The sequence below is a fragment of the Ruegeria sp. AP11 genome, from assembly GCF_056535865.1.
In genome coordinates this window covers 1,755,967-1,782,235 of the sequence record NZ_JBQFJB010000001.1, presented here as the reverse complement: position 1 = coordinate 1,782,235, position 26,269 = coordinate 1,755,967, and the positions used below count along the sequence as shown (strand labels likewise).

Here is a 26,269-nt window from a genome sequence, read left to right as displayed (position 1 = left end):
TGGGCGAATTAGGCATCCTTGGCAACGCGCGCCAGAGCCAACACGAAAACATGATTTGCCCCTGCGGCCTGACACACACGGGTACAGGCCGAAAGGGTCGCGCCCGAGGTCATGACATCATCGACAAGCAGAACGTCCCGTCCCTGCAAATGCTGCACCCGCCGAGGATGGACCGAGATTGCATCCCTAAGGATACCTGTCCGTTCTTGTGCGGTTTTGCCGTCCAGCACCGGGGTACGTCGGGTGCGCTGCAGAAGGTCAGGTATGCAGTCCAGACCGATCTGGCGACCCAAATGCTGCGCCAGCAGGGCCGACTGGTTATAGCGTCGCTTCAGCAGACGCGTCCAATGCAGCGGCACCGGTGCGATCAGCATATCGGGTCGCAGCAATTCGCGCCCCGCCAGCGCCATCCAGCGCGCCGCCGGGTGGGCCAGTTCGGGGCGGTCGCCATGTTTCAGCGCCAAAATCAGTGACCGCGCCTTGCCTTGATACAACATCGCCGCGCGCCCGGCTTGCCACGGTGGCGATCGTTTGAGGCAGTCGTCACATTCGATTCGGAACCCATCGCGATCACCAATGACCGGCACACCGCAGCTGTCACAGACCGTGCCGCCGATGAAGGGCGTGTCACGCCAACAGGGACCGCACAGGCCGAAATCGGCGTCCGTCAGCTCTCCACAGCTCATGCAACGCGGCGGATAGATCAGCTCGATAGCGGTTTGAATCCGCTGCGCCATGCGATAATTGCGAGCTATGAAACTGCCCGAGTCCACTGCACCCTCGTTGTTTGACCGCGCCGCTATCCGGCTGCATCGCGCCCGCGCGCAGGAAGACGCGCTGTTCCTGCACCACGCTGCAGTTGATGAGGTGCAGGATCGGCTCTCCATGGTTAACAAAACCTTTACGACGCCAGCGATTGTAAGCCCGTTTCCACATCTATGGTCAGATGTTCTGCCAGATGCGACGATGGTGGAGGATGAAGACCTGTTACCGCTGCAGCCCGGTGCGCATGATCTGGTGATTCACGCCATGGCGCTGCATTGCGCCAATGATCCGGTCGGGCAGTTGATCCAATGCCATCGCGCACTACAGCCCGATGGGCTGCTGCTGGTGGTCTGCCTGGGCGGAGAAACCCTGCATGAATTGCGCACAGCCCTTGGGCAGGCCGAGATCGAGGTGACCGGCGGCCTCAGCCCGCGAATCGCACCCATGGGTGAGCTGCGCGATCTGGGGGCGCTGCTGCAACGGGCCGGGCTGGCCTTGCCGGTGGCGGATGCCGTGCCACTGACGGCGGAATACCGCGATATCTGGCACCTGATGCGAGACCTGAGGGGTATGGGCGAGGCCAACGCGCTCAGCGGGCGGCTGAAACGCCCGACGCAACGCGCGGTTTTCGAGGCCGCACAGCGGATCTATGCGGACCACTTCTCGACGCCCTCGGGCCGTCTGGCTGCCACGTTCGAACTGGTGTGCCTGACCGGCTGGTCCCCCGATGCCAGCCAACCCAAACCGCTGCGCCCGGGATCGGCGCAAATGCGTCTGGCGGACGCATTGAAGACGGAAGAGGGCAAACTGCCCGATTGACGACCGGACAATTCCCTTTATCTCAGGCCGGAACACGAAAACTCAGGAAGCTTCAAATGTTTGATGCCACTCGCCCCACCCATGCACCGGCCGACCACCCCAAGGTCAAGATGGGACGCGTTGGTGTCCTGCTGGCCAATCTGGGCACACCGGATGATTACACCTATTGGCCGATGCGCCGCTATCTGAACGAATTCCTTTCGGACAAGCGAGTGATCGACTATCCGGCGTGGAAATGGCAGCCGATCCTGCAAGGGATCATCCTGACCAAGCGGCCCTTCAGCTCGGGCGAGGCTTACAGGTCGATCTGGAACCACGACAAGGGCGAAAGCCCGCTGATGACGATCACCAAGGACCAGACTGCCAAGCTGCGCGAGGCGATGCAGGCGCGCTATGGCGATCGGGTGATGGTCGATTTCTGCATGCGCTATGGCAACCCCTCGACCACGTCCAAGGTCCGGCAAATGGTTGCCGAAGGCTGCGATCGGATCCTGTTCTTCCCCCTTTATCCCCAATATGCAGGGGCCACGACGGCCACCGCCAATGATCAGTTTTTCCGCGCGCTGATGCAGGAAGCTTGGCAACCGGCCAGCCGCACGGTACCTGCCTATTTCGACGAACCGGCCTATATCGATGCGCTGGCCGGGTCGGTCGAGCGCGCCTATGCGGCAATGGAAACCAAACCCGACATTCTGGTCTGCTCCTACCACGGCATGCCCGAACGCTATTTGCAGCAGGGCGATCCCTATCACTGCCAATGCGTCAAAACCTCAAGACTGCTGAAGGAGCGGCTGGGCTGGTCGGATGATCAACTGGTCTCGACCTTCCAGTCCCGCTTTGGGCCTGAGGAGTGGCTAAAACCCTATACCGTCGATCACGTGGCCGATCTGGCCCGTCAGGGCAAAAAGAACATCGCCGTCATCGCACCGGCATTTTCCGCCGATTGCATCGAAACGCTGGAAGAGATCAACGAAGAGATCAAGGAAAGCTTTGAAGAGGCTGGTGGCGAATCATTCACCTATATCCCCTGCCTCAACGATGAGGACGCGCATATCGCGGCATTGGGCAAAGTGATCGAGGACAATCTGCGCGGCTGGCTGGAGTGACCGGCGACTGAAAATCAGGCACAAAAAAAGGCGGTGGAAAGCTCCACCGCCTTTTCTTCAGATAATGCTCGTCGAATTAGCTTGCGGCAACAGCTGCAGCAACAACAACCAGCAGGATCAGCGGCAGGATGATGCCCTGCGACGAACCTTGGGTTTCTTCGACAACAACAGGTGCTTCAACAACCGGCTCTTCCAGGTTGCCAGCATATGCGGTCGAAGCAGCAGCAGTCAGAGCAGCAGCGAGAACGAGTTTCTTCATATTAACCTCCAGAATTTGCGCGATTCCCAATAGCGAAACCACGCATCTAAGACTTACCTCGTAGTTTTTTCTAATCAGCTATACCAGCGGAATGCAATTGCAACTTACGCCGCAAGCGGGTTCGTGCGCGAAAATGTCGTCAAATTAGCAACACTTGCGTGCCAACCTTGGCCATCGAGAACAGCTCGGCGATGTCTTCGTTGAACAGACCGATGCAGCCGTTGGACGACCGACGCCCGATTTTGCGCGTATCATGGGTGCCGTGGATGCGATAATACTTCCAGCTCAGATACAAAGCGTGCGTTCCCAATGGGTTATCGGGGCCCGGCGGGATATAATCCGGCCATTCCGGGTTGCGCTTTTTCATCGACGGCGTCGGCGACCAGCTTGGCCCTTCGACCTTCCGGATGACGCTGGTGCGCCCACGGCGGGTCAATTCTTCGGTCAGCGGCACCGAAGACGGGTAGAGTTTGTACACTGTTTGATCATCTGACCAATAATGCAGCGCCCGCGACACCGTATCGACCAAAATGGCGCCGTTTCTCGTATTCGAGAAATAAGGCTGCCAATCCAGCGCCCGGAATCCCGAGACGTTGCGGCGCACCGGAGCTTCGGGTTCAGGCGCGGGGCGCAGCGGGTCGCCGGGTATGTATTGGGCCAGTGCAGGCGAGGCGAGGCTGGCAGTTGCGCCTGCCAAAAATCCGCGACGTGTCGCGGTAATTAGGGGCTTCTTGACCATGTCGAGCGGTCCTTTGCTAATAGAACATGCAAATTCCGGCACATTTTATGGCCAGAATGCTTCAGTCGCAAATCAAACCGGCAGATTCACGCAAACTATGGCCATTGTAGGTTTGCTCCCGGCCTTCAAGCGCGATATTTCCGTTGAAACACAGAATTCAGGCTGATCATGACACGTATTCTTTCTCTTCTGGCAATTTGTCTCGTCGCGCTGGCGGCATGCACCGATTCGGGAACCTCGGCAATCGGGGCCGATGGCCGACCACTGCCCTCGGTCTACAAGATCCGTGGCAACCCGGAAAAGCTGCAGTTCCGCATGTTGGATTCGGTCAATGCGCTGCGGCAGGCCTCGGGGCTGCAATCGGTACAGCTGAACGCGCAGTTGAACGCGGCCGCGGCAACACATTCCAAGGACATGGCGCGCCAGAACCGCCCCTGGCATTTCGGATCGGACGGGTCCTCGCCCATCGACCGGGCCGCGCGGGTCGGATATCTTGGCACGTTCCTTGGCGAAGCGATCTCGGAAACCTATGAGACGGAAACCGAAACGCTGGCCGCCTGGATGCAGGAACCGGGATCGCGCGCAGTCATCATGGACCCCAAAGCAACGCAGATGGGGTTTTCCTGGCACCAGGAGGGCGGCGGCAAAATCTGGTGGACGCTGGAAATGGGAGCCGGCGGCTGAACAACCTTCCAGAGACGACAAAGCCCCCGATCTACGGGGGCTTTTTTATGTCCGGTCAGCCCTTTATGCGGCCTGCATTGACTGAGCTTCCGTCAATATCGCATAGAGTTTGACCGGATCGGGATTGGCCCGCAGCTTGGCGCAGACGGTCTGTTCGCGCAGTGTGCGCGACACCAGTGCAAGTGCTTTCAGGTGTTCCACACCCGCTTCTTCCGGCGCAAACAGCGAAAACGCCAGATCAACCGGCTGACGGTCGACCGAGCCGAAATCGATGGGTTTTTCCAACATCACGAAGACACCTGAAACCGCCTCCAGCTCGGACAGGCGCGCATGTGGCAACGCCACGCCATGGCCCACGCCTGTCGGACCCAGGCTTTCGCGTTCTAGAAGGTTGTCGACGACGGTCTGCGCGTCCAACCCAAGGGTCGCAGCCGCAACATCGCCAATTTCCTGAAACAAACGCTTCTTGCTGGACGCGGCTGACAGCACACGTACGGCTTCGGGCTTCAGAATGCTCGAAAGCTCCATGATCTTGCTCCCAGACCGTGCCCCCGGAACCGGGGGCAGGCCAATTGTTCTTGCCTGTTACGGATCGATCCATCCGATATTGCCGTCATCGCGCCGATAAACGACATTCAATCCGTCCTTGTTCTCATTCCGGAACACCAGAACCGGCGCCCCGGCGAGTTCCATCTGCATCACGGCTTCACCAACGCTCAGCGAAGGGATCTTGGTCTCCATCTCAGCCACAATCATAGGCTGCAGCGATTCGGGTTCGTCAGCCGTATCCGACTCGTCAGAGGCGAGGATATAAGAGGACGCACCAAAGAGTTCAACCGGCTCGGACCGATCCTTGTGATGGTCTTTCAACCGGCGCTTGTAGCGGCGCAGCTGTGTTTCCATCTTGTCGCAGCAACCTTCGAATGCTGCATAAATTTCGGTCGCATGTGCCTTCGCCTGAGCGGTCAGACCCGTCGACAGATGCACGGTGGTTTCGCATACATATTCATGCGCCGAACGGGAAAAGACGACGTTGGCGTCCGTCGGCCGCTGGGCATATTTGCCCACGACCTCGCCCAGTTCGGTCTGCACGTGTGTCTGCAGGGCCGCACCGATGTCGATCTGTTTTCCGCTGATTTGGTAACGCATGTGATCTCCTTCACAATTCACACCCATTCTGACGCCGCGATGCACGGCTGACCTGTTTTTATCGGGTGGGGGGTCGCGGCAGAGTCTGCGGTTGCCGCTGATCCAGCCCTTCCAAGAAGGGGCATCGCGATCCAGACTGGAACCGAGGACTTGCCATGCCCCAATTGAGGCAAGAGACGGCGGAAGAGTCAATCAAAACAGGTGTGTATATACCAGATTTCCGGCATGCACTCGGCGCAATCCCGCGCAAGTTCATGAAATACGGAAGTTTTCTCCCAGATAAACTCGGCGCACGTTTTCGTTTTCCACCACTTCGTCGGGCGATCCGGACATCAGAACCTGACCGTCATGCAGGATATAGGCGCGATCCACAATCTCGAGCGTTTCACGCACGTTATGGTCGGTGATCAGAACGCCGATGCCGCGCTTTTTCAGATCTGCCACCAACAAGCGGATATCGCCCACACTGATCGGATCAACCCCGGCAAAGGGTTCGTCCAGCAACAGATATTTCGGGTCCGCAGCCAGACAGCGCGCGATTTCAACCCGGCGCCGTTCACCGCCGGACAAGGCCAGTGCGGGCGCACGGCGCAGGTGTTCGATCGAGAAATCCGACAACAGCTCTTCCAGCCGTTCCTTACGGCGATGGGCATGTTTGACAGTGATATCCAGCACCGCGGCGATGTTGTCTTCAACGCTCATGCCACGGAAAATCGACATTTCCTGCGGCAGATAACCGATCCCCAGCCGCGCGCGGCGATACATTGGCAAGGTGGTCACGTTCTGGCCGTCGATCGTCACACTGCCTGCTTCGGGAAAGACAAGCCCGGCAACCGAATAGAAGGTTGTGGTCTTGCCCGAGCCGTTCGGCCCCAACAGCGCCACCACCTCGGACCGGTCCAGAGTCATCGAGACATCCCGGATCACCGTCTTCTTGCGGTAGGATTTGCGCAGCTTCTCGATCTTCAGACCGGAGGTGCCTTCAGCGACAGACAGGTTCGGGCGGTTCATCAATTCTGACCCTGCTGCAGGATGGTCTTGACCCGTCCCGTCATCGTTGCCGTGCCCGAGGTCAGATTTGCAATCATCTGATCGCCGCTGATGATGCTGGGGCCCTGCGTCAGCAGCACATTGCCCTTCATCTCGATCACGCCGGTATCGATGGTGTATTCGGCCCAGTCACCCTCGGCCGCATCCGGCGGGCTGACCAGAACCACGTTTTCGGTGGCCTCCATCCGTTCGATGGCCGAGCGTTCCTGATTGTAGATCACCAGCACCCGTTCGGCGGTCAGGCGCATTTCGCCTTGGATGACGATCACATTGCCCAGAAACTCGGCCGAACCGTCTTCCTGATTCACGTTCAGCGTTTCCGAGGTCACCTCGACCGGCAGGGAGGGGTCGGCTTTGACAGCACCAAACGCGACTTGCGCTTCTTGCGCCGAAACAGGCAGGGCTCCTACGATCAGAGCAAAACACACAAAGGCGACACGAAAATCAAACACGGGTTATCTTTCAGCTTTTTGCGGCTCGTATATCAGCTTCACGCCATCTGTAAAAAGAATATGGACCGGGCCGTCCGTTTTTTCCGTTCCAAAAGTCATTCCCCCGGCTGTAAAGTCACCAATCGGACCGGTGCCGTCAATCTGACCCGGGCTATCACCACGTATTTCTTCCAGCGATGTGTTCAAGAGGTCGGTGGTGACCTGAATGCCATCGGCGGTGGTGATGATCACATTGCCCGAGAAAGTGGCGGTGCCCTTGTCGGGCCGGATCATACCGGTGTTGGATTCCAGCGTGATCTCGCCCCCGTTGCTCAGAGCGAACCTGCCCTGCACCTCGGCGGCAGTGGGGTTGTCACCCTCGCCAACCTGACTGGCGCGCCGCGCTTCGACACGAATTTCTTCGCCTTTGCGGGTGACCCCTTTGTAATCCGGCCGGGTGATGACCTGATCGGTCAGACGCTCGTCAATCTCCTGACCGCTGAACGGGACCGAAACATTGGTGTCGATGCTGCGGGACAGAAGGAACACGGTGGACAGCAGCAAGATGGCGGCCAGAGGCAACACCACCTTCAGAAACTGCACCCATCGGGAATGACGGTCCACCGGCGGCCTCCTTAACCCAGACCGACGCGCAGGCAGTCGTGGATGTGCAGCAGGCCCTGGGCCGCGCCCCCGGTTTCGGGATCCACCACAAAAAGCGAGGTGATCTTGCGATCATTCATGATGGAAACCGCTTCTTCTGCCATGGCATTCGGTGCGATGGTCAGAGGGTTTTCGGTCATGACCTCTTCGGTGCTTTTGTCCAGCAATCCATCCATGTTCCGACGCAGGTCGCCATCTGTCACGATGCCCAGCAGACGGCCCGCCTCATCGGTGACGCCAACAACACCAAAGCTCTTCTGGCTCATGACCAGCAACGCTTCGCTCATCGGGGTGCCTGCGATGACCAACGGCAGATCTTCGTGCATCAAATCACGCACGGTGGACAGTTGCGCCCCCAGCTTACCGCCGGGGTGATAGGCGCGGAAATCCTCGGGCTTGAAATTGCGGTATTTCATCAGCGCAATCGCCAGCGCATCGCCCATCGCCAGTGTCAGCGTGGTCGAGATCGAGGGCACCATGCCAAAACCGCAGGCCTCGCCCAGCGACGGGATCAACAGATGCACGTCGGCCTGCTTCATCAGCGTGCTTTCCGGCTTGCTGGACAGTCCGATCAGCGGAATGCCGAAGCGGCGCGTAAAGGCCAGCAGGTTGGCCAGTTCCGGTGCTTCGCCCGAGTTCGAGATCGCCAGAACCACATCGCATTTCGACACCATGCCCAGATCACCATGGCTGGCCTCGGCCGGGTGGACGAAATAGGCGGGCGTGCCGGTGCTGGCCAATGTGGCCGCGATCTTGTGACCGATATGGCCCGACTTGCCGATACCGCTGATGATAATGCGGCCTGTGGCCTGCAGGATCAGTTGTACCGCTTCGGCAAAGTCTTCGTTCAGGCTGTCGGCCAGCACGTCCAGCGCGCGGGCTTCGTCGGTGACAACCTGTCGGGCGGTTCTCAGGAATGCTTCGGTATCGGTCATGAGTGCGCAAAGATATCCGTTTCGGGCCAACCGGCGAGGTCAAGCTTCGCACGCATCGGCAGGAAATCAAAACAGGCCTGCGCCATCTCGGTGCGGCCTTCGCGGGCCAGACGCCCGTTCAGCGCGTCGCGCAGGCGGTGTAAATAGAGGACGTCCGATGCCGCATACTCCAGCTGCGCCTCGGTCAGGGTCTCGGCGCCCCAATCGCTCATCTGCTGCTGTTTCGAGATATCGACGCCGATCAGTTCCTGACACAGGTTTTTAAGCCCGTGCCGGTCGGTATAGGTGCGCACCAGACGGCTGGCGATCTTGGTGCAATAGACCGGTGCCGCCAGCGCGCCAAAGCTGTGATACATCGCGGCGACATCGAAACGGCCAAAGTGGAACAGCTTCAGAACATTCGGATTTTCCAGCATCGCGCACAGATTCGGAGCCTGCGTCTGCCCCTTCTCGACCTGCACGATATGGCTGTTGCCGTCCCCGCCGGACATCTGGATCACACACAGGCGATCCCGATGCGGGTTCAGCCCCATGGTTTCACAGTCAATGGCCACAACCGGGCCCAGATCCAGCCCGTCCGGCAGGTCATTTTTATACAAGTGGTTCGCCACGGAGATGTCCTTTGTGCGCTTTCCACCCCGAAATAGGAGGTTTCGCATCCAAACTCAACGTCATCACGTGCGGGGTTGCTCTTGCAACTCTGCCAAGCCTCATATATCCCCTAGGGGAGGATAAGGATAAGTCATGTCGACTCACACCCATCAATCGCATCCGCAGATCGCTGCGCGCCTCAAACGCGCGCATGGGCATTTGGCCAAAGTTATCGAGATGCTTGAAGGGCAAGCCCCCTGCACAGATATCGCTCAGCAGCTTTTCGCCGTGGAAAGAGCCATCACCAACGCCAAGCGCGCGTTGATTCACGACCATGTCGACCACTGTCTCTCGAACAACGCCGACGGCCAGAGCGCCGAAGACTTCAAAACCATCACAAAGTACCTCTGACCCATGCTAAGCGTCCTGAAAAACCGTACCTACCGACATCTTCTGGCCGCGCAGGTCGTCGCGCTGACCGGAACCGGGCTGGCCACCGTGGCACTGGGCCTTCTGGCCTTCGATCTGGCCGGAGAGGCCGCCGGGATGGTGCTGGGCACCGCGCTGACCATCAAGATGGTGGCCTATGTCACCATCGCGCCTCTGGCCGCCGCCTTTGCCGAGCGGCTGGATCGTCGGCGGATGTTGGTGGCTCTGGATCTGGTCCGCGCCATAGTCGCGCTCTGCCTGCCGTTCGTGACCGAGATCTGGCAGGTCTATGTGCTGATTTTCGTGCTGCAATCGGCCTCTGCCGGGTTTACGCCGACCTTTCAGGCCACCATCCCTGATGTTCTGACCGAAGAACAGGACTATACCAAGGCCTTGTCGCTATCGCGGCTTGCCTATGATCTTGAAAGCTTGCTGAGCCCGATGCTGGCCGCGGTCCTGTTGCTGCTGGTCAGCTTCGATACCCTGTTTCTGGGCACTGGCATTGGGTTCGCCGCCTCGGCGGTGCTGGTGGTTTCCGTTGCGTTGCCCTCGCCCAAACCGACGGCGCGACGTGGCATTTATGACCGGACCACACGCGGGATTCGCATCTATCTGAAAACCCCTCGCCTGCATGGCCTGCTGGCACTGAATTGGAGCGCCGCGGCGCTGAGCGCGATGGTGATCGTTAACACCGTGGTGATCGTGCGCGCCGATCTGGGCCTGTCCGAAAGCGCTGTGGCCATCGCCCTGGCGGGTTTTGGCGGCGGATCGATGCTGGCGGCCTTCGCATTGCCCCGATTGCTAGAACGTCTGCCAGACCGTCCCGTAATGCTCTGTGGCGCAGCGCTGGCAACGGGTTCCATGGCCATCGCCGCAGTGCTGTCCGCAACGGTACCCATGACGCTGGGGCTGCTGACCGTGATCTGGGCGATGGTGGGCTTTGGTTATTCCGCCACTTTGACCCCATCGGGCCGTCTTTTGACCCGCTCTGCTCATCCTGAAGACCGCCCTGCCCTGTTTGCCGCGCAATTCACCCTGTCGCACGCTTGCTGGCTGGTCCTCTACCCGCTGGCCGGCTGGTTGATGACCCGGTTCGGAGCGACGGTCGTCTTGGCGGTAATGGCGTCCGCAGCGGTTCTGGGCCTGGCGCTGGCAATCAGACTCTGGCCACGCGACAGCCGCGCAGCGGTCGAACACAGTCACCCCGACCTGCCGGCAGATCACCCGCATCTCGCCGGGTCCGGCCCGCACGCCCACCCCATCGTGATCGACGAGCTGCACCCTCACATCCCGCGCCAGTCTTGAGCCTGCAACGCAAACTGCCGTAAACCGGGACACGCCCAAAAGATGTCCGGAGCCCGCATGGATCAACTTGACCGCCGCATCATCGCCGCCCTGCATCATAACGCACGCGCGTCGACCACCCATATCGCGGCAACGCTGGGCGTCGCCCGGACCACGGTGCATGAACGCATCAACCGAATGGAAGAGCGCGGTATTATCGCGGGCTATTCTGTCGTCCTGCGCGAAACCGAGGATACGCCCCGCGTTCAGGTCGTTGTCCTGCTGGAAGTACAGCAAAAGGAAACCACGCGGATCATAAAACGGCTTGAGGCCTATCCCGAGGTCAAACTTTGCCTGTCGATCAACGGTGAGTTTGACCTGCTTCTGTCCGCCGAAGCGCCCCGGATCGAGGACCTTGATATCCTGGTGGATGAACTGGCCCGTATCCCCGGCGTGTTGCGCACAAATACCAGCGTGGTTTTTGGGCGCAGAATCGACCGCAGCTGAGGCGCGCTAACCCTATGTAAACCGAAGGCGGACTAGCTTGGCCCGGATTGATCAGAATCCCGGACCGGCAGAATGCCCTATCGTGAAATCCTGTTTGCGCTGTGTATGGCGCTTATCGCTCTGACAAAACCCGGCCGCGCCGCGCCGGGGGTTGAGACGGCGGCCCTTTGCGATCAGGCCGCTCAACGGGCCGCACGCGCCGAAGGCGTACCGCTGGCGGTGCTCAGGGCCATCGCGCGGGTCGAGACAGGGCGCACTGTCGACGGTGCGTTGCACCCGTGGCCCTGGACCGTCAACCGCGAGGGGCAGGGATATTGGTTTGCCTCGGCGACCGAGGCCAAATCCTATGTGTTCAACATCTTCAAAACCGGTGTCCGCAGCTTTGATGTCGGCTGTTTCCAGATCAATTACCGCTGGCACGGCAAGGCCTTCCGCTCGATCGAGGCGATGTTCGACCCGGACGAAAACGCCACCTACGCCGCCCGGTTCCTGAACCAACTGTACGCCGAGCTTGGCTCTTGGCCCGCTGCCGCCGGAGCTTATCATTCGCGCACCGAACACCTCGCTGCTGCCTATTCCAGCCGCTTTCAGGCAGTTCTGGCCCGGATGGAGGACCCGCTTGTGGACAGCGATCCCTTCACCACCTCGGTGTCGCCGTTGATCCCCGGGTCCCCGGAACCTGCCGCGCGCACTGCGCTGGGCTCGTTGGTCCCACAATCCGCCGCCGTCACCGCGTTCATCCCGTTCAACTAAGAGGTCCCCGTGCCCAGGATCGATATCCGCACCCTGTTTTCTCCGACCGTCCTGCTGGCACTGGCGCTGATGACGGTCATCGTGATGATGATCCTGCCGATGCCCGCATGGGTGCTGGACGTGGGCCTTGCCGCGTCCTTCGCACTGGCGATCCTGATCTTCACCCTGACCCTGTTCATCGAACGGCCGCTGGATTTCTCGTCTTTCCCGACCATCCTTCTGGCCTCGCTGATGTTGCGCCTGTCACTGAACGTGTCGTCAACCAAGCTGATCATTGGTCAGGGGCATACCGGCACGAATGCGGCGGGTGATGTGATCGAGGGGTTTGCTCAGTTTGTCATGAGCGGCAGTATCTTTCTGGGCCTCGTGGTGTTCGGCGTTCTGCTGATCGTCAACTTCATGGTCATCACCAAAGGCGCCGCCCGCATGGCCGAAGTCGGCGCGCGTTTTGCGCTGGACGGGATGCCCGGCAAACAGCTGGCCATTGACAGCGACATGTCCGCCGGGGCCATCGACCACCAGCAGGCAAAGGAACGGCGCGAGCGCGAGCAGCAGGAGACGACGTTCTTCGGCTCGCTCGACGGGGCGTCGAAATTCGTCAAAGGCGATGCGATTGCCGGTCTGCTGATTACCTTGCTGAATCTGGTGATGGGTTTGGTGATGGGTGTGATCGTGCACGGAATGCCGGTCTCCTCCGCGTTTGAAACCTATGCGATCCTGACCGTCGGCGACGGGCTGGTGTCGCAGATTCCGGCGGTGATCATCTCAATTGCTTCAGCCTTGCTGCTGGCACGCGGCGGCACGCAGGGCGCCACCGATAGCGCAATTTTCTCGCAACTCGGGCGGCATCCGGCGGCATTGGCGACCGTTGCGGTTCTGATGGTGCTGTTCGCGCTGGTGCCCGGTCTGCCGTTCCTGCCCTTCATTCTCGGTGCGGCCGCGTTGGGCTATGCCGCCTACGCTGGTCTGAAGAAACGAAAGGCCGAAGAGACCCGGACCGAGGTTGCCACGACCGAGGCGGACACCCCCGTCTCACAAGCCATCGGCGATGTGCTTGACCTGGACGACGTGCATCTGGAATTCGCCCCCGATCTGGTCAGCATGGTGCTGAACCCCGGCACCGGGCTCGATGCGCGGATCGCCAATATGCGCACCTATGTAGCCTCAAGCTTCGGTCTGATCCTGCCCGAGATCCGCCTGACCGACCGCGCCGATCTGCCCACCGGGACCTATGTCATCAAGGTACAGGGGGTGGAACAGGCGCGCGGTGTTCTGAACTCGGAACTGGTGCTGGCGCTGGTACAGGAGGGGCAGGATCTGCTGCCCGACGGCACCGATGTGACCGAACCGGTCTATGGTGCCCCCGCACGCTGGATTCTGCCCAAGGATCAGGAGGCGGCGGCCATGAACGGCGCCACCATCGTCACCCCGCCCGAGATTCTGGCGACCCATCTGCTTGAAATCATCAAACAGAATTTCTCGCGCCTGCTGACGCTGAAATCGCTGCGCCGCCTGCTGACCGAAATGACCCGCCTCAGCGATCCGGTACGGGCCGAGGCCAACCGCAAGCTGCTGGACGAGCTGATCCCCGACAAGGTGCCAATCGACACGCTGCACGCGGTGCTGCGCCTGCTGCTGGAAGAAAGGGTCTCGATCCGCAACATGGCGCTGATACTGGAAAGCGTGGCCGAGGCGCGGCTGACCACCACCCAGCCCGAAGGGATTTGCGAACTGGTCCGTCAGCGGCTGGGCTTTCAACTGGTGGCCGACATGAAACGCGAAGACGGCTCGATCCCGCTGATCCAACTGGCCCCGGAATGGGAGGACACCTTTGCCAGCTATCAGATCGACGCGCCCAATGCCGGTCTGGACGTGGCACTGCCGCCGAACCTGTTCAATAAGCTTGCGGACGGGGTGCATGACAGCGTCGCCAGATCCGCCGATCACGGGCTGTTCCCGGCGGTGGTGACCTCGACCCGGCGGCGGCGATTGCTGCGCACCATCATGCATGCGCGGGGCATCGCCAATCCGGTTCTGTCCTTCGAGGAAATCGGGCTCGAGGCGCGGCCCGCGCTGGTGGGAACGGTGGCCGCGTGATCGCCCTGCCACCCGAGCTGTTGCCGCATCTGGGTCAGAATCTGTGGCATCTCTTCGTTGTTTTCCTGCGCATTTCGACCATCGTCTCTCTGCTGCCTGCCTTTGGTGAGCACAGCATCCCGACGCGGGTCAAGCTGGGGCTTGCCGTCGCCTTTTCGCTGATCGTAGCCCCGGCAGTTCCGGTCACTGACATAGCGCCAGGCTTTGGACGAATGGTCGTTCTGACCGGAACAGAGATTGCAACCGGACTGGCGCTGGGGATCGGGTTGCGTCTGTTTGTGCTGGCCTTGCAAACCGCTGGCTCAATCGCGGCTCAAGCCACTTCGCTGTCGCAGATATTGGGTGGAGCGGCCGTCGAGCCCGTGCCCGCGATGGGCTATCTTCTGACGCTGGCCGGGCTGGCCCTGGCAGCCTTGCTGGGCCTGCATATCCGGGCCGCTCAATTCATGATCCATAGCTATTCATTGTTTCCGATGGGCAGCTTGCCGCTTGCCCCGGACCTGACGCGCTGGGGTGTCGCGCAGATATCGCGCAGCTTCGGGCTCGCCTTTGCCCTGGCGATGCCCTTCGTCATCGCCTCGCTCATCTATAACCTCGCGCTGGGTGTCATCAACCGCGCCATGCCCCAGCTGATGGTCGCTTTCGTCGGTGCCCCCGCGATCACGTTCGCTGGCCTGTTTCTGCTGTTCGCAGGCGCGCCGCTGATCCTGTCCGTCTGGTCAGACGCCCTGTTTGCTTTTCTTGGCGATCCCCTCGGAGGACCCAGATGAGCGCACAGGACGATGACAGCGACAAGTCATTTGAGGCCACCCCTCAAAAGCTGGAAAAGGCGCGCAAGAAGGGTGAGGTCGCCAAGTCCAACGATCTGTCGGCAGTGGCCGCCTATGCTGGACTGCTGATCGCGCTCGTGTTGGCAGGGCAATACACGGCGCAGCATCTCGGGACTTTGCTTGTGGTTCTGATTGATCAATCTGATCGCCTGCCCGGGTTGCTGACAACGGGCCCCGCCACCGCACCGGTGACCGGCATCCTGCGGGCCACACTCGTGCCGGTGGCTGCTTTGTTCGTGGTACCCGCCGCGGCAGTGATCCTCAGCCTGATTGCGCAGCGTGCTCTGGTCTTTGCGCCTGAGAAGCTGAAACCCAAACCTTCGCGTATTTCGCTGGTCTCCAATGCAAAAAACAAATTTGGACGCGGCGGTCTGTTTGAATTTGCCAAGAGCTTCGTGAAGCTGCTGATATACGGCACCTGCCTGGCCCTGTTTCTTTACGCCAACCTGCCCGAGATTCTGTCGGCCAGCGCAGCACCCGCACGCGCGTCTGTTGTGCTGATGATGAACCTGCTGTTCCGCTTCATGTTCATCGTCATAACAATTGCTCTGGCCATCGGCGTCATCGACTTCCTCTGGCAACATGCCGAGCATCTGCGCAAGAACCGGATGTCGCGCAAGGAAATCCAGGATGAGACAAAGGATTCCGAGGGCGATCCGCATGTCAAACAGCAGCGCCGCCAACGCGCACAAGATATCGCCACCAATCAGATGATGGCCGACGTCCCCAAGGCCGATGTGGTGATCGTCAATCCGACGCATTACGCGGTCGCGTTGCAATGGTCGCGCGCCAGCGGATCGGCACCGGTCTGTGTCGCCAAGGGGGTGGACGAGGTCGCCGCAACCATCCGAACCACAGCGGGTGAGGCCGGTGTGCCCATACATTCCGACCCGCCAACCGCGCGAGCACTTCATGCAACGGTCGAAATCGGCCAGGAGATCAGCGAAGAGTATTATCGCCCGGTAGCGGCGGCCATCCGCTTTGCCGAAGCCATGCGCAAGCGCGCCAAGGGGCAGGTCACGTGATGCGCAAACGGGTTTCAGACCTTATGACCGTGACCGAAGCCGTCTATCAGCGCGAACATCAGAAACTGCGCCCGCTCTTGCAGCAGGAGGCACGGATTTTGAAGCAACTGGCACTGCTGGATAGCCAGTTGAGCGAGGTGAAGACAGACAGTACAGCAACCAAAGGATACCGGGTGACCGGCACCGATCTGTTGTGGCACAGCTGGGAATCCGCCACGCGAAGGCAGCTGAATACGGACCTGGCGCGCCTGAGATCCCAGAAGCTCTCGGCAATGGAGGACCTGCTCCAGGCCTTTGGGCGCAAACAGGCCATTGCGGAGGTGTCGCAGCGCCTACAACAAGCTAGGCGCCGCAGACCAAACGAGTAGGCTGGGTTCAGGTGTCCTGCCGGCTGACACTCATGATCAGCACTTTCGAGACATCCTCGCCCAGGTCTTTCTGCGCGACTTCAAGCAGCGCGTTGCGCAACACCTCAAGGTTATCCGATCGCGTGAACGCCCCATCGAACCCGCCACTATTGGCATGGTCGAACAACACCTGCAGGAACCTGTCCCGTAGCTTCGGCTCAATCTCATAGAAAAAATCCTCGATCCCCGGTCGCACCTCAAGGCTGAGGGACATCGTGACAAGGGCCGAAATCTCATCCTCCGCCACAACTGGAACCACGAACTGCTTGGTAAGCTTCAAGTATTCTTGTGATTTCTCACCGTCTTTCTTTTTAGTGCCGGATTCATACGACCCGGCCTTTTCCTGTTCAGGCTTTGGCTTGGCTGCTGCGCCTTCAGCCTGATCCTTGGCTTTCCCCTCAGGGGCCAGAATGATCCCGGCCCCAACGCCTGCAGCCAGACCCACCGCCAGGCAAATGATTGGCAATAGTTTTCCCATCATGCGCCCATCTTAGAACGGCAATACGGTATCGAGGATCTGCTGACCGTATCGCGGTTGCTGCACATCCGTGATCTGGCCGCGACCGCCATAAGACACGCGTGCCGACGCAATCTTGTCATAGGTGATTTCGTTCTGGCGCGAGATATCCTCGGGCCGGACATATCCGGCGACCAACAGCTCTCGGAGTTCGAAATTCACCCGCAGTTCCTGCGAGCCGCTGATCGACAGCACGCCGTTGGGCAGCACATCGACAACCGTCGCCGCCACGCGAAGGGTCAGTTTCTCTTTGCGTTTGACCGAACCCTTGCCCTTGCTGTTCGACGCTGAATCGATCGATACCGCCTCATCCAGCGAGGCCCCGACCGGCAACCGTTCAGCCGCACGTTGCGGCAACCCGAACAGGCCGGGGACCGACAGACTTTCGGATCCCGTACGAGAGCGGTTGGTGTCGTTCGATATCTCGGCCTTTTCATCCAGTTCTATCACGACGGTCAGAATATCGCCCTTTTTCATTGCCCGCTGATCCCCAAGCAAGGAGTGCTGTCCACCGCTCCACAGCGAGGCACGGTCGACGGAGCGCTGCGGCTGGCTGTACAGCGGCAAACCGGGCCACAGCATCGCCACATGTTCGGGCGATTCTGTATTGGGCGTCAGACTGGGCGGTTTGCCCAGGTGATCCAGCCGACCACAGGCCGCGACGGCCAACACCGTGAAAAGCAGCAGTTTCGATAGGTTTGACATCACTTGACCTCGATTTGACCATCGGGGCGAATCACGCCCGTTACCGTTGTGCGCGACGAAAGGTTCATCACCCGGATACGCTCACCCGCCGCGCCGCGACCCAATGCGCGGCCCTCGGCGGTTATCGAAAGCGTGACGTTGCCGAATACCAGCGTCACCAGATCGTTCCGGTCCACGATCGCGGGCGGGCCGATATCCGACGAACGGATCGGCCTGCCCGGATAAAGCGCCACCCGTGCCTCTTGCCCGACCAGATCGGACAGCTGCGTTACGGCACCAGCCGCATTTGTCGGTTTGAGTTCAATATCCGAGGCGGAGATCACCTCTTTCGCGCGGATCGTTCTGGTTGGCACAACGATCTCGGCGAAAGCGGCGCTGGGAATCAGCGCGAGAAGGTAAATCAGAACACGCATCACCGCACCTGCGTCGTGGCGCCCATCATCTGGTCCACCGCCGATATGACCTTGGCGTTCATCTCATATCCGCGCTGCGCCTCGATCAGTTCCGTCACCTCGCGCACCGCATCGACCGAGCTGTCCTCGAGATAGCCTTGCCGCAGAGTGCCCAGACCAGTCTCGCCGGGTGTTCCGACCACCGGTGCCCCCGAGGCTTCGGTTTCTTTGAACAGATTGCTGCCTACCGCCTCCAGCCCCTTTGCATTCGAGAAACTCGCCAGGGTGAACTCACCCAGCAGTTGGCCTTCGGCCGTGTCATCGAAATAGGCATAAACCTCGCCCGCGGCGTTGATCGAGATCGACCTGGCGTCATCGGGGATGGTGATCTCGGGGGCGACGGCGAAGCCGTCCGAGGTGACGATCAGGCCTTCCGCAGACCGTTTCAGACTGCCGTCCCGCGTAAAGGCGGACTGACCGTTGGGCAGCGTCACCTCGAGATAGCCGCGCCCTTCAATCGCCACATCCAGATCGCTGCCGGTTGCCGACAACCCGCCCTGCTCCAGTTGCACGGTCACCGCAGCGGGGCGCACGCCCAGCCCCAATTGAATGCCTGTCGGCAGAACCGTTCCGTCCGAGGCATTCACAGCCCCCGCCCGCGCCATCTGCTGGTAGTGCAGATCGGCGAACTCGGCCCGGCGCGCGTCATAGCCCGTGGTGTTCATGTTTGCGAGGTTGTTCGAGATGGTCTCGACCCGCATCTGCTGTGCCGTCATGCCCGTCGCCGCGATTTTCAAGGCCCGCATGTCAGTTTCTCCTGTTCAGATCAGCGCATCAGCGCCTTGAGGGCGCCACGCACCCGTTCGTCCTCGGCATCCATAAAGCTCTGTCCCAGTTCATAGGCACGCTGGATCTCGATCATTCGCGTAACCTGTCCGATGGCATTCACGTTCGAGCCTTCAAGGAACCGGTGCAGCACAACCGGCTCATCCACCGGGTCGACCTGTCCTCCGGGTCGGAAATGAGTGCTGCCCCCGCGCACCAGATTTTCGGGATCGGCAACCGAATAGACACCGATCTGCCCTAAAAGCTGGCCATCAACGCTGAGTGTGCCATCGCTGCCGACGTCAATCGTGGCGGCATCGGGCGGGACAAAGACCGGGGCACCGTTGCTGTCCAGAACCCGGTGGCCATCCATTGTGACCAGATCGCCGTCGACGCTTGGCGAAAAGCTTCCGGCGCGGGTCAGGCGGTTGCCAGCAGGCGTCTCGATCATGAAAAACCCATCACCTTCGATGGCAAAGTCAAACGATCCACCGGTTTCGGTCAGCACACCCTGCTGCAATGAGGTATTTCGCACCTGCGCCCGGCTGAGCGACATCGAAGGGCCGCCCGGCATGTCGCGAACGAACTCCGAAAACACAAGCCCCTGCTGGCGATAGCCGGTGGTGTTGGCGTTGGCGATATTGTTGGCCACCAGCCGCATTTCGTTCATCAGACCCGACTGGCGGGACAGGGTGACATAGGCCGTGTCCATCAGCGACCTCCTGCAACAAGGGGGATCAGCGTCCCGGTGAAAAAAGTGACAAGGGTCTGGGTCATGAAGCCCATCGAGATCCAGAACACGATGACGATGGCGATCAGCTTGGGCACGAAAGTCAACGTCATTTCCTGCACCGAGGTCAGCGCTTGAAACAGACCTACTGTGAGACTCGAGATCAGCGCCACCGCGAGGATCGGGACCGAGGTGATTACCGCGACCCACAGCGCCTGGCGTACGATGTCATAGAACAACCCTTCGCTCAGCATCGTGTCAGACCGGCATCCGCAGGATTTCCTGATAGGCCTCGACCACCTTGTTACGGACGATCACCGCGGTTTCCACCGCCAGTTCTGTCTGTGCCAGCGCCTGCACCAGCGCGTGAGGATCGGCCTGCCCCACCATCGAGGATTGCGCCACCTGCTCGCTGTTTTTCAGCGTTGCCGCAAAATCCCGAAAGGTGGATTGCAGCCCTTTCCCGGCACCTTGATGATCAGGGTCGGCCTGCGTGGCCGGGCGGGCGCCGGCATAGTTCTGCGCAGCGGTAAGAGATCGGATATCCATTCTGGCTTTCCTTTATTTGCGGAGTAAATCCATCAGGCTCGACGACATCTGCCGGGTCTGATCGAACATTTTCAAATTGGCTTCGTAGCTGCGCTGTGCCTCGCGCGCGTCGGCGATTTCGATCATCAGATCGACATTCGAGCCGCGATAATGCCCGGTTTCATCCGCCATCGGATGGCCCGGATCATAGATGCGGGTCAGATCGCGGCGATCCAACTTGACCCGGCCCGCCTGCACCATCTGCTGACCGCCCTTGTCGACCGCCTCAAAGGGAATCGTCTTGCGCCGGTATCCGGGCGTATCGGCGTTCGAGATATTCTCGGACACATGCCGCAGCCGCGCGGCCTGCGCCCTGAGCGCACTGGCAGACGCCGTGAGAGAATGGGAAAAATCGCTCATACCCCAGCCCCTATGCCCGGCCCAATGAGGTGCGCAGAATGCCGATCGAAGAGCGATAGATCGCCAGCGCCCGCTCATGCTGCCGCTTGACGTCAACCGCCTTCAGCATCTCTTCTTCCAACGAAACACCGTTACCATTGGGGTCGCCAGATGGATCGGCCTCATATTCCGCCCAGGGCTGACCGCCCGTAGCGCCATGCAGATGGCCCGTGCGAGTGGCGGTCATCGCCACCTCACCGCCGGTCTTTTCAAAAGCTGTTTTGAAGGCTTCGATATCGCGGGGCTGATAGCCGGGCGTATCCGCATTCGCCATGTTGCGCGCGATGACCGCCTGCCGTTGTCCGGCATGCGTTGCCATTGCGTACGCTGTCTTAAAGACGTTCAGGTCAGTGAACATCGGGGCTTCTCCCTCGATCTATTTCAATCAAGGCTTAACCCCGATTCCTTTAGAAACCGTTTTCGAGAAACCAATTTGGAGGGCCCGCGATGGCTGATCTCGATCCGGCACGTCTGAAAACCGTTTTCGACAGGATATCGGCGCACCGTCATATGGGGCGCGTCACCGGCGTTGCGCGCGGTGTGATCGAAATCGAAGGTCTGGCCGGGCAGGCCCGAATCGGCGATCACCTGACACTCCGCCGCAGCACTGGCCCTGATCTGACCGGAGAAGTGCTGCATGTCGAAACTGATCTGATCCACATGATGCCCGGTTCAGCGCCCGATGGCGTGTGTCTGGGGGATCAGGTGATACTGGAACCGATGCCGGTATTTGCCCCGGGGCGGCATTGGCTGGGCCGGGTGATCGACCCGTTCGGGCACCCTCTGGACGGCAAGCCGCTGCTGCCGGGGGTCGAGGAACGCGATCTGATGCAGCCCCCGCCCGCCGCCGTCGCACGCAAACCGCTGGGACAGCGGATGGAGACCGGGCTGGCCATGCTCAATACGCTTCTGCCCATTGTGCAGGGCCAGCGTGTGGGGCTGTTTGCGGGTTCGGGCGTCGGCAAATCAACCCTGCTGGCCACGCTCGCCCGGTCCATGCAGGCCGATGCGGTGGTGGTCGCGCTGATCGGCGAACGCGGGCGCGAGGTGAATGAGTTCGTCGAAACCGCGCTGGGTGCGGAAGGGATGAAACGGTCGGTCGTGGTGGCGGCCACATCGGATCAGTCCGCCCTGGCCCGCAGGCGCTGCGCCTGGTCGGCGATGTCAGTGGCCGAATCCCTGCGGGACGAAGGGCTCAATGTCCTGTTCCTGGCCGATTCGGTGACACGTTTCGCTGAAGCGCATCGCGAGATTGCCGTCGCCATGGGCGAAGCCGCGTCGCTGCGTGGATTCCCGCCCTCGGTCACTCCGCTGATCGCCAATCTGTGCGAACGCGCCGGACCCGGCACCGCCGAACAGGGCGACATCACCGCCGTATTCAGCGTGCTGGTTGCAGGTTCAGACATGGATGAGCCCGTAGCCGACATCCTGCGCGGCGTGCTCGACGGACATATCGTGCTGAGCCGCGAGATTGCCGAGCGTGGCCGCTTTCCCGCCATCGATCTCAGCCGCTCGGTGTCGCGCAGCCTGCCCGGTGCCGCAAGCGCCGAGGAAAATCAGTTGATTGCGGAAACCCGAAAACTTGTCGGCAGCTATGAGCAATCAGAGGTCATGATCAAGGCCGGGCTCTACTCCGAAGGCTCTGACCCGCTTCTGGATCAGGCCGTGCGGGTGCATGAGGACCTTGATGCGTTCTTCGGAAAAGCCGAAACCGACAGCGTTGCCAACAGTTTCAACCGCCTGCAACTGATCCTGCGCCGGGCCGGAGCCAACCTGCCACGCTAGGGATTTCGAGACAGTTTCATGTGTTAAGCCCGCCTTAAGACCTGCCCTGCTACCCCGGTAATCGGGTGATATAAAGGTGGTGGAGATGGGTGCGCAAACCAATGCGGCGCCAATCATCATCAAGAAGAAACGCGTTTCGGGTGGCGATGGCCATCACGGTGGCGCGTGGAAGGTCGCGTATGCGGACTTCGTGACGGCCATGATGGCCTTCTTCATGTTGATGTGGCTGCTGAATGCAACGACCGAAAAACAGCGCAAAGGGCTGGCAGATTACTTCTCGCCGACGATTCCGGTCAATCCGGTTTCAGGCGGCGGCGATGGCGCGTTTGGCGGTGACAACATGTTCTCGGAAAAGACCTTGGTCATGGATGGCTCGGGCGCCAGCAATCGCAACCCGACCGAGGCAAAACAGGCGCGCGGTTCGACCGGTGTCGATGCCCAAGGCGGCGGCAAGGGCGCGTTCGAGGATTTCTCATCACTCGAAGCGCAGCTTTTGGGCCGAAGCGGGGAAAGCCTGGTTTCGGACAAGATGCTAAAGCACATCGTGACCCGCGTCACCGACGAGGGGCTGGTGGTGGAACTGTTCGCGACCGAAGAACAGCCTCTGTTCGAATCAGGCACCGACAAGCCGACGCAGATGATGCGGGCTCTGGCGCTGTTGGTTGCACGCTCATCGGATCTGGTCACCAACGCCATCGCGGTTGAGGGGCATGTGCGGTCTTCGCCCATCGTGCTGGCGGACAACCCGGTCTGGGATCTGTCGACCGCGCGCGCACAAATCACGCGCCAACTGCTTCAGGACAAGGGTGTCAGGCCATTGCGTCTGGATCGGGTGACGGGCCATGCCGACCGGCACCTGACGGTCAAAAACCCGATGGCGCTGCGCAATAACCGGATCGAAATCATCTTTCTGCGCTCTCCCTGACCCGGAAAGGATAGGGCGCATTTTAGCTGTTAGCGCGCTGTTAAGAGCCGGTGCGGTACGTGTTGCATCAAGGACCGATGCAATAAAAGGGCGTGCCGATGACCATTTCCTCTTCGCTGAATGCCGGTGTGGCGGCGTTGAAGGCCAATGCCAACAGGCTGGCCACGATCTCCGACAACATCGCCAACTCTTCGACCTTTGGTTACAAGCGGGTTGAGACCGACTTTCACTCGATGGTCACCTCGGGTCAGGGTGGCAGCTATTCTGCCGGCGGCGTTCGCACCACCAGCCAGCGCATGATCGATCAGGGCGGGGCGCTGGTGACCACCAACAACTCCACCGACCTTGCCGTTCGTGGACGGGGCATGCTGCCGGTGCGGCCAAGCTCTCAGATCGGCGCAAGCTCGAACGAGATGTTGCTGACCACGACCGGATCGTTCCGCACAAACGAAGAAGGGTATCTGGTCACCGAATCCGGCCTTGTCCTGCTGGGGTGGCGTGCAAATCCGGACGGCTCGATCCCCAGCGTGCCGCGGGACACACCGGCCGCGCTGGAACCCATACAGTTGAGCGTCAATCAACTGTCCGGTGCACCGACGACCGCAATGAATCTGCGGATGAACCTGCCCGCCACCGCGACCGATGCTGGAGCTCCGGGCGACACACAGCCTCTGTCGGTCGAATATTTCGACAATCTGGGTAAATCCGAAAGCGTGGATATTGAATTGGTGCCCACCGTCCCGGCAACCGGATCCAGCAATGAATGGACCATGACGCTGCGCGATTCGGCATCGGGCGGCGCTGTGATCGGGGAATACACTCTGACCTTCACTGACAGCCGGACCGCAGGGGGAACTCTGGCCAGCGTCACGGCGGTGTCCGGCGGAGCGTATGACCCCGCAACGGGCAGCGTTGTCGTCAACGTGGCGGGTGGCCCGATGGAGGTCAATATCGGCCAGATCGGTGATGCGGACGGAATCACTCAATTGTCGGATACGTTTGCGCCGGTGTCCATCACACGCGATGGCTCGGCCGTGGGAACAATGACCAGCGTTCAGGTCGATGAGAGCGGATATGTCTACGCATTCTACGACACTGGCATAAGCCGCCGCATGTTCCAGATTCCGCTGGCTGACGTGCCGAACCCGAATGGTCTTACCGCATTGGACAGCCAGACCTATGCACCGTCGCGCGAAAGCGGAACTTTCTTCCTGTGGAACGCCGGCGAAGGCCCAACGGGTGATCTTGTGTCCTTCGCACGCGAGGAATCGACCACCGATGTCGCAACCGAGCTGACTTCGATGATCAAAACCCAGCGGGCGTATTCCTCAAGCGCGAAGGTCATTCAGACGGTGGATGAGATGCTGCAGGAAACCACCAATATCAAACGCTGATCCGGTGATTAGCCAAGCAATGGGAATGGCCTGATGAGTATGTCCACAGCACTGAACAACGCCATCGGCGGGCTCGGCGCAGCAAGTCGCGGCGCTGCGGTGGTCTCGGGAAATATCGCGAACGCCTTGACCCCCGGCTATGCCCGCAGGTCGCTTGAGCTGGCCACCAGCGCAATCTCGGGCAATGGGGTGCGCGTGGCTGGGATCACCCGGCATCAGGATCCGGTTCTGCTGGCCAATCGCCGCGCCACCGATGCGGATCTTGCCGCCAACAAGGCGTTATCCGCTTTCCACTCCGGTTTCGAAAATCTTGTGGGCACTGCTGACGATTCAACGTCGATCGCGGCCCGGCTGACAGGATTTGAGAACAGCCTCACCACTGCGGCCAGCCTTCCCGGTTCGGCCCAGCGACTGGATCAGGTCGCACAATCCGCGCGCGATTTGGCCACCAAGCTGAATCAGGCGTCCGAGGGTGTGCGGAACATGCGGTCGGACGCGGACCGGACAATCGGGAAACAGGTCAATACCCTGAATCAGGCGCTACGGGATATCGAACAGCTGAACGCGCGCATTCCGTCGATTCGGAACTCGGGCGGCGACATCAACGCACTTCTGGACCAGCGTCAGATTCTGATCGATCAGGTGAACGAACTGGTCCCCGTGAATGCCATCGCGCGTGATAATGATCAGGTGTCGCTCTATTCCGACGGTGGTCTGATCCTGCTGGAAGGGCGTGCCGCCGAATTCTCGTTTTCCACAACGGGTGAGACCATGCCGCATATGACACTCGGCAACGGGCTGCTGTCGGGGCTGGAATTCAATGGCCAGCCCGTGCGCCTTACCGGAGATTACGCGCAAATTCGCGGCGGTGCGCTGCAGGCCCAGTTCGAAATTCGCGATACTCTGGCGGTCGAGGCGCAGGCTGATCTCGATACGGTTGCGCGTGATTTGATCGAACGGTTTGAAACAACAGGCCTTGACCCGACTATGGCCGCGACCGACCCGGGCCTGTTCACGGATGAAGGCAACCGCTTTGACCCTGTCGCACAAACGGGTCTGGCCTCGCGAATATCACTCAACACAGTTGTCGATCCCCTAGAGGGTGGCGACAGCTGGAGGTTGCGCGCAGGCCTCGGCGCCACCACGCCCGGCGCCGCAGGAGAGGCGCGCCAGTTGCAGGCCTTCGGCGCCATATTGACCGAAGCACAGCCTGTAGCCGGGGCAAGTTTCGGCACCGGTGACATGCGTGCCGCTGAACTCGCCGAAGCGCTTCTTGCGGAGGCCGGTGCAAATGCCCATGCCGCAGACACGCGCACCACTTTTGCGGCAAACGCGCAGCAAGAGATGCAGCAACTGGTGGCCGAACAGGGCGTCGACAGCGATACCGAGTTGCAGAACCTGATGCAGATCGAGCAGGCCTATGCCGCCAATGCCCGCATCGTGGCAGTCGTTGATGAACTGATGAACACATTGCTGAGGCTCTGAA

Annotated in this window: 34 protein-coding genes; 15 read left to right on the top strand and 19 right to left on the bottom strand. The window is 60.5% G+C overall.

What is annotated here, in order from left to right:
• Positions 1-8: 8 nt before the first annotated feature.
• Positions 9-737 carry a double zinc ribbon domain-containing protein gene (locus tag ACR3E4_RS09135; protein WP_480535332.1) on the bottom strand — a complete coding sequence of 243 codons (729 nt, stop codon included), beginning with the start codon at positions 735-737 and terminating at the stop codon, positions 9-11.
• Between the two features lie 16 nt (positions 738-753).
• Here ACR3E4_RS09135 and ACR3E4_RS09130 point away from each other — a divergent pair, with 16 nt between their 5' ends.
• A complete protein-coding gene (locus tag ACR3E4_RS09130; RefSeq protein ID WP_480535333.1) occupies positions 754-1,584 on the top strand; it encodes a class I SAM-dependent methyltransferase in 831 nt (276 codons plus the stop codon).
• 56 nt (positions 1,585-1,640) lie between these two features.
• Positions 1,641-2,690, top strand: coding sequence for a ferrochelatase (gene hemH, locus ACR3E4_RS09125; RefSeq protein WP_480535335.1), 1,050 nt, complete (start codon positions 1,641-1,643; stop codon positions 2,688-2,690).
• 76 nt (positions 2,691-2,766) lie between these two features.
• Here hemH and ACR3E4_RS09120 read toward each other — a convergent pair whose 3' ends face one another.
• Both ACR3E4_RS09120 and ACR3E4_RS09115 read right to left on the bottom strand, forming a co-directional pair.
• Complete coding sequence (locus tag ACR3E4_RS09120; protein WP_010442520.1) at positions 2,767-2,949, bottom strand: hypothetical protein; 183 nt, start codon at positions 2,947-2,949, stop codon at positions 2,767-2,769.
• A gap of 139 nt (positions 2,950-3,088) precedes the next feature.
• On the bottom strand, positions 3,089-3,688 hold the full coding sequence (locus ACR3E4_RS09115) for a L,D-transpeptidase (protein WP_480535336.1): 600 nt from the start codon (positions 3,686-3,688) through the stop codon (positions 3,089-3,091).
• A 168-nt stretch (positions 3,689-3,856) separates the two neighbouring features.
• On the opposite strand from ACR3E4_RS09115, the gene dalA reads away from it, so the two are divergent.
• Positions 3,857-4,372, top strand: a complete 516-nt coding sequence (gene dalA / locus ACR3E4_RS09110; protein WP_480535337.1) for a divisome-associated lipoprotein DalA — start codon at positions 3,857-3,859, stop codon at positions 4,370-4,372.
• 63 nt (positions 4,373-4,435) lie between these two features.
• Here dalA and ACR3E4_RS09105 read toward each other — a convergent pair whose 3' ends face one another.
• The 7 genes from ACR3E4_RS09105 to ACR3E4_RS09075 all read right to left on the bottom strand — a co-directional run bounded on the left by ACR3E4_RS09105 (position 4,436) and on the right by ACR3E4_RS09075 (position 9,211).
• A complete protein-coding gene (locus tag ACR3E4_RS09105) occupies positions 4,436-4,900 on the bottom strand; it encodes a PTS sugar transporter subunit IIA (RefSeq protein ID WP_480535339.1) in 465 nt (154 codons plus the stop codon).
• A gap of 57 nt (positions 4,901-4,957) precedes the next feature.
• The gene (hpf, locus tag ACR3E4_RS09100; protein ID WP_480535340.1) at positions 4,958-5,521 is read right to left on the bottom strand and encodes a ribosome hibernation-promoting factor, HPF/YfiA family; all 564 of its coding nucleotides are present in this window, start codon (positions 5,519-5,521) and stop codon (positions 4,958-4,960) included.
• A 252-nt stretch (positions 5,522-5,773) separates the two neighbouring features.
• Positions 5,774-6,532, bottom strand: coding sequence for an LPS export ABC transporter ATP-binding protein (gene lptB / locus ACR3E4_RS09095; protein WP_480535342.1), 759 nt, complete (start codon positions 6,530-6,532; stop codon positions 5,774-5,776).
• Complete coding sequence (locus ACR3E4_RS09090) at positions 6,532-7,023, bottom strand: LptA/OstA family protein (protein ID WP_480535344.1); 492 nt, start codon at positions 7,021-7,023, stop codon at positions 6,532-6,534. The genes lptB and ACR3E4_RS09090 overlap by 1 nt, the downstream gene beginning before the upstream one ends.
• 3 nt (positions 7,024-7,026) lie before the next feature.
• The gene (gene lptC, locus ACR3E4_RS09085) at positions 7,027-7,626 is read right to left on the bottom strand and encodes an LPS export ABC transporter periplasmic protein LptC (protein ID WP_480535345.1); all 600 of its coding nucleotides are present in this window, start codon (positions 7,624-7,626) and stop codon (positions 7,027-7,029) included.
• A gap of 11 nt (positions 7,627-7,637) precedes the next feature.
• Positions 7,638-8,600 carry a KpsF/GutQ family sugar-phosphate isomerase gene (locus ACR3E4_RS09080; RefSeq protein ID WP_480535346.1) on the bottom strand — a complete coding sequence of 321 codons (963 nt, stop codon included), beginning with the start codon at positions 8,598-8,600 and terminating at the stop codon, positions 7,638-7,640.
• Positions 8,597-9,211 carry a ribonuclease D gene (locus ACR3E4_RS09075; RefSeq protein ID WP_480535348.1) on the bottom strand — a complete coding sequence of 205 codons (615 nt, stop codon included), beginning with the start codon at positions 9,209-9,211 and terminating at the stop codon, positions 8,597-8,599. Before ACR3E4_RS09075 ends, ACR3E4_RS09080 begins: the two co-directional genes overlap by 4 nt.
• Before the next feature lie 133 nt (positions 9,212-9,344).
• Between ACR3E4_RS09075 and ACR3E4_RS09070 the strand changes: the two genes are divergently transcribed.
• From ACR3E4_RS09070 to ACR3E4_RS09035, 8 genes are all read left to right on the top strand, one after another.
• Positions 9,345-9,602 (top strand): metal-sensing transcriptional repressor, encoded by a 258-nt coding sequence (locus tag ACR3E4_RS09070; RefSeq protein ID WP_480535349.1) that lies wholly within the window; start codon positions 9,345-9,347, stop codon positions 9,600-9,602.
• 3 nt (positions 9,603-9,605) lie between these two features.
• Complete coding sequence (locus ACR3E4_RS09065; RefSeq protein WP_480535351.1) at positions 9,606-10,925, top strand: MFS transporter; 1,320 nt, start codon at positions 9,606-9,608, stop codon at positions 10,923-10,925.
• Positions 10,926-10,982: 57 nt separating this feature from the next.
• On the top strand, positions 10,983-11,411 hold the full coding sequence (locus ACR3E4_RS09060) for an Lrp/AsnC family transcriptional regulator (RefSeq protein ID WP_480535353.1): 429 nt from the start codon (positions 10,983-10,985) through the stop codon (positions 11,409-11,411).
• Positions 11,412-11,483: 72 nt separating this feature from the next.
• Entirely contained in the window at positions 11,484-12,164 is a 681-nt protein-coding gene (locus ACR3E4_RS09055; protein ID WP_480535355.1) for a lytic transglycosylase domain-containing protein, read from the top strand.
• Between the two features lie 9 nt (positions 12,165-12,173).
• The gene (gene flhA / locus ACR3E4_RS09050; protein ID WP_480535357.1) at positions 12,174-14,261 is read left to right on the top strand and encodes a flagellar biosynthesis protein FlhA; all 2,088 of its coding nucleotides are present in this window, start codon (positions 12,174-12,176) and stop codon (positions 14,259-14,261) included.
• On the top strand, positions 14,258-15,031 hold the full coding sequence (locus ACR3E4_RS09045; RefSeq protein ID WP_480535359.1) for a flagellar biosynthetic protein FliR: 774 nt from the start codon (positions 14,258-14,260) through the stop codon (positions 15,029-15,031). Before flhA ends, ACR3E4_RS09045 begins: the two co-directional genes overlap by 4 nt.
• Positions 15,028-16,116 carry a flagellar type III secretion system protein FlhB gene (flhB, locus tag ACR3E4_RS09040; RefSeq protein WP_480535361.1) on the top strand — a complete coding sequence of 363 codons (1,089 nt, stop codon included), beginning with the start codon at positions 15,028-15,030 and terminating at the stop codon, positions 16,114-16,116. Before ACR3E4_RS09045 ends, flhB begins: the two co-directional genes overlap by 4 nt.
• Positions 16,117-16,139: 23 nt before the next feature.
• A complete protein-coding gene (locus tag ACR3E4_RS09035) occupies positions 16,140-16,484 on the top strand; it encodes a hypothetical protein (RefSeq protein WP_480535363.1) in 345 nt (114 codons plus the stop codon).
• Between the two features lie 7 nt (positions 16,485-16,491).
• On the opposite strand, the gene ACR3E4_RS09030 is transcribed toward ACR3E4_RS09035, so the two are convergent.
• The 9 genes from ACR3E4_RS09030 to ACR3E4_RS08990 are packed head-to-tail and all read right to left on the bottom strand — an operon-like array spanning position 16,492 to position 21,037.
• On the bottom strand, positions 16,492-17,004 hold the full coding sequence (locus tag ACR3E4_RS09030; RefSeq protein WP_480535365.1) for a flagellar basal body-associated FliL family protein: 513 nt from the start codon (positions 17,002-17,004) through the stop codon (positions 16,492-16,494).
• A 9-nt stretch (positions 17,005-17,013) separates the two neighbouring features.
• A complete protein-coding gene (flgH, locus tag ACR3E4_RS09025; protein ID WP_480535366.1) occupies positions 17,014-17,745 on the bottom strand; it encodes a flagellar basal body L-ring protein FlgH in 732 nt (243 codons plus the stop codon).
• Positions 17,745-18,158, bottom strand: a complete 414-nt coding sequence (gene flgA, locus ACR3E4_RS09020) for a flagellar basal body P-ring formation chaperone FlgA (RefSeq protein ID WP_480535368.1) — start codon at positions 18,156-18,158, stop codon at positions 17,745-17,747. Before flgA ends, flgH begins: the two co-directional genes overlap by 1 nt.
• Entirely contained in the window at positions 18,158-18,943 is a 786-nt protein-coding gene (gene flgG, locus ACR3E4_RS09015) for a flagellar basal-body rod protein FlgG (RefSeq protein WP_480535369.1), read from the bottom strand. Before flgG ends, flgA begins: the two co-directional genes overlap by 1 nt.
• Before the next feature lie 20 nt (positions 18,944-18,963).
• Positions 18,964-19,674 carry a flagellar hook-basal body complex protein gene (locus tag ACR3E4_RS09010; protein WP_480535370.1) on the bottom strand — a complete coding sequence of 237 codons (711 nt, stop codon included), beginning with the start codon at positions 19,672-19,674 and terminating at the stop codon, positions 18,964-18,966.
• Positions 19,674-19,946 (bottom strand): flagellar biosynthetic protein FliQ, encoded by a 273-nt coding sequence (locus ACR3E4_RS09005; RefSeq protein WP_480535371.1) that lies wholly within the window; start codon positions 19,944-19,946, stop codon positions 19,674-19,676. The genes ACR3E4_RS09010 and ACR3E4_RS09005 overlap by 1 nt, the downstream gene beginning before the upstream one ends.
• A gap of 4 nt (positions 19,947-19,950) precedes the next feature.
• A complete protein-coding gene (gene fliE, locus ACR3E4_RS09000) occupies positions 19,951-20,241 on the bottom strand; it encodes a flagellar hook-basal body complex protein FliE (RefSeq protein WP_480535372.1) in 291 nt (96 codons plus the stop codon).
• A 12-nt stretch (positions 20,242-20,253) separates the two neighbouring features.
• On the bottom strand, positions 20,254-20,640 hold the full coding sequence (gene flgC, locus ACR3E4_RS08995; protein WP_480535373.1) for a flagellar basal body rod protein FlgC: 387 nt from the start codon (positions 20,638-20,640) through the stop codon (positions 20,254-20,256).
• A gap of 10 nt (positions 20,641-20,650) precedes the next feature.
• Positions 20,651-21,037 carry a FlgB family protein gene (locus ACR3E4_RS08990; RefSeq protein ID WP_480535374.1) on the bottom strand — a complete coding sequence of 129 codons (387 nt, stop codon included), beginning with the start codon at positions 21,035-21,037 and terminating at the stop codon, positions 20,651-20,653.
• An 89-nt stretch (positions 21,038-21,126) separates the two neighbouring features.
• Here ACR3E4_RS08990 and ACR3E4_RS08985 point away from each other — a divergent pair, with 89 nt between their 5' ends.
• From ACR3E4_RS08985 to flgK, 4 genes are all read left to right on the top strand, one after another.
• Positions 21,127-22,464: a FliI/YscN family ATPase gene (locus ACR3E4_RS08985; RefSeq protein WP_480535376.1), complete on the top strand. Its 1,338-nt coding sequence runs from the start codon at positions 21,127-21,129 to the stop codon at positions 22,462-22,464.
• An 85-nt stretch (positions 22,465-22,549) separates the two neighbouring features.
• Positions 22,550-23,389 (top strand): flagellar motor protein MotB, encoded by an 840-nt coding sequence (locus ACR3E4_RS08980; RefSeq protein WP_480535377.1) that lies wholly within the window; start codon positions 22,550-22,552, stop codon positions 23,387-23,389.
• Positions 23,390-23,487: 98 nt separating this feature from the next.
• Positions 23,488-24,783 (top strand): flagellar hook protein FlgE, encoded by a 1,296-nt coding sequence (locus ACR3E4_RS08975; protein ID WP_480535379.1) that lies wholly within the window; start codon positions 23,488-23,490, stop codon positions 24,781-24,783.
• A 33-nt stretch (positions 24,784-24,816) separates the two neighbouring features.
• Positions 24,817-26,268: a flagellar hook-associated protein FlgK gene (gene flgK, locus ACR3E4_RS08970; protein ID WP_480535380.1), complete on the top strand. Its 1,452-nt coding sequence runs from the start codon at positions 24,817-24,819 to the stop codon at positions 26,266-26,268.
• Position 26,269 lies beyond the last annotated feature (1 nt).

Excerpts from the sequence above, each read along its gene's own strand:
- ACR3E4_RS09135 (WP_480535332.1), bottom strand. The coding sequence starts at position 737 with ATGGCGCAGCGGATTCAAACCGCTATCGAGCTGATCTATCCGCCGCGT.
- ACR3E4_RS09130 (WP_480535333.1), top strand. The coding sequence starts at position 754 with ATGAAACTGCCCGAGTCCACTGCACCCTCGTTGTTTGACCGCGCCGCT.
- hemH (WP_480535335.1), top strand. The coding sequence starts at position 1,641 with ATGTTTGATGCCACTCGCCCCACCCATGCACCGGCCGACCACCCCAAG.
- ACR3E4_RS09120 (WP_010442520.1), bottom strand. The coding sequence starts at position 2,949 with ATGAAGAAACTCGTTCTCGCTGCTGCTCTGACTGCTGCTGCTTCGACC.
- ACR3E4_RS09115 (WP_480535336.1), bottom strand. The coding sequence starts at position 3,688 with ATGGTCAAGAAGCCCCTAATTACCGCGACACGTCGCGGATTTTTGGCA.
- dalA (WP_480535337.1), top strand. The coding sequence starts at position 3,857 with ATGACACGTATTCTTTCTCTTCTGGCAATTTGTCTCGTCGCGCTGGCG.
- ACR3E4_RS09105 (WP_480535339.1), bottom strand. The coding sequence starts at position 4,900 with ATGGAGCTTTCGAGCATTCTGAAGCCCGAAGCCGTACGTGTGCTGTCA.
- hpf (WP_480535340.1), bottom strand. The coding sequence starts at position 5,521 with ATGCGTTACCAAATCAGCGGAAAACAGATCGACATCGGTGCGGCCCTG.
- lptB (WP_480535342.1), bottom strand. The coding sequence starts at position 6,532 with ATGAACCGCCCGAACCTGTCTGTCGCTGAAGGCACCTCCGGTCTGAAG.
- ACR3E4_RS09080 (WP_480535346.1), bottom strand. The coding sequence starts at position 8,600 with ATGACCGATACCGAAGCATTCCTGAGAACCGCCCGACAGGTTGTCACC.
- ACR3E4_RS09070 (WP_480535349.1), top strand. The coding sequence starts at position 9,345 with ATGTCGACTCACACCCATCAATCGCATCCGCAGATCGCTGCGCGCCTC.
- ACR3E4_RS09065 (WP_480535351.1), top strand. The coding sequence starts at position 9,606 with ATGCTAAGCGTCCTGAAAAACCGTACCTACCGACATCTTCTGGCCGCG.
- ACR3E4_RS09060 (WP_480535353.1), top strand. The coding sequence starts at position 10,983 with ATGGATCAACTTGACCGCCGCATCATCGCCGCCCTGCATCATAACGCA.
- ACR3E4_RS09055 (WP_480535355.1), top strand. The coding sequence starts at position 11,484 with ATGCCCTATCGTGAAATCCTGTTTGCGCTGTGTATGGCGCTTATCGCT.
- flhB (WP_480535361.1), top strand. The coding sequence starts at position 15,028 with ATGAGCGCACAGGACGATGACAGCGACAAGTCATTTGAGGCCACCCCT.
- ACR3E4_RS09035 (WP_480535363.1), top strand. The coding sequence starts at position 16,140 with ATGACCGTGACCGAAGCCGTCTATCAGCGCGAACATCAGAAACTGCGC.
- ACR3E4_RS09030 (WP_480535365.1), bottom strand. The coding sequence starts at position 17,004 with ATGATGGGAAAACTATTGCCAATCATTTGCCTGGCGGTGGGTCTGGCT.
- flgH (WP_480535366.1), bottom strand. The coding sequence starts at position 17,745 with ATGTCAAACCTATCGAAACTGCTGCTTTTCACGGTGTTGGCCGTCGCG.
- flgA (WP_480535368.1), bottom strand. The coding sequence starts at position 18,158 with ATGCGTGTTCTGATTTACCTTCTCGCGCTGATTCCCAGCGCCGCTTTC.
- flgG (WP_480535369.1), bottom strand. The coding sequence starts at position 18,943 with ATGCGGGCCTTGAAAATCGCGGCGACGGGCATGACGGCACAGCAGATG.
- ACR3E4_RS09010 (WP_480535370.1), bottom strand. The coding sequence starts at position 19,674 with ATGGACACGGCCTATGTCACCCTGTCCCGCCAGTCGGGTCTGATGAAC.
- ACR3E4_RS09005 (WP_480535371.1), bottom strand. The coding sequence starts at position 19,946 with ATGCTGAGCGAAGGGTTGTTCTATGACATCGTACGCCAGGCGCTGTGG.
- fliE (WP_480535372.1), bottom strand. The coding sequence starts at position 20,241 with ATGGATATCCGATCTCTTACCGCTGCGCAGAACTATGCCGGCGCCCGC.
- flgC (WP_480535373.1), bottom strand. The coding sequence starts at position 20,640 with ATGAGCGATTTTTCCCATTCTCTCACGGCGTCTGCCAGTGCGCTCAGG.
- ACR3E4_RS08990 (WP_480535374.1), bottom strand. The coding sequence starts at position 21,037 with ATGTTCACTGACCTGAACGTCTTTAAGACAGCGTACGCAATGGCAACG.
- ACR3E4_RS08985 (WP_480535376.1), top strand. The coding sequence starts at position 21,127 with ATGGCTGATCTCGATCCGGCACGTCTGAAAACCGTTTTCGACAGGATA.
- ACR3E4_RS08980 (WP_480535377.1), top strand. The coding sequence starts at position 22,550 with ATGGGTGCGCAAACCAATGCGGCGCCAATCATCATCAAGAAGAAACGC.
- ACR3E4_RS08975 (WP_480535379.1), top strand. The coding sequence starts at position 23,488 with ATGACCATTTCCTCTTCGCTGAATGCCGGTGTGGCGGCGTTGAAGGCC.
- flgK (WP_480535380.1), top strand. The coding sequence starts at position 24,817 with ATGAGTATGTCCACAGCACTGAACAACGCCATCGGCGGGCTCGGCGCA.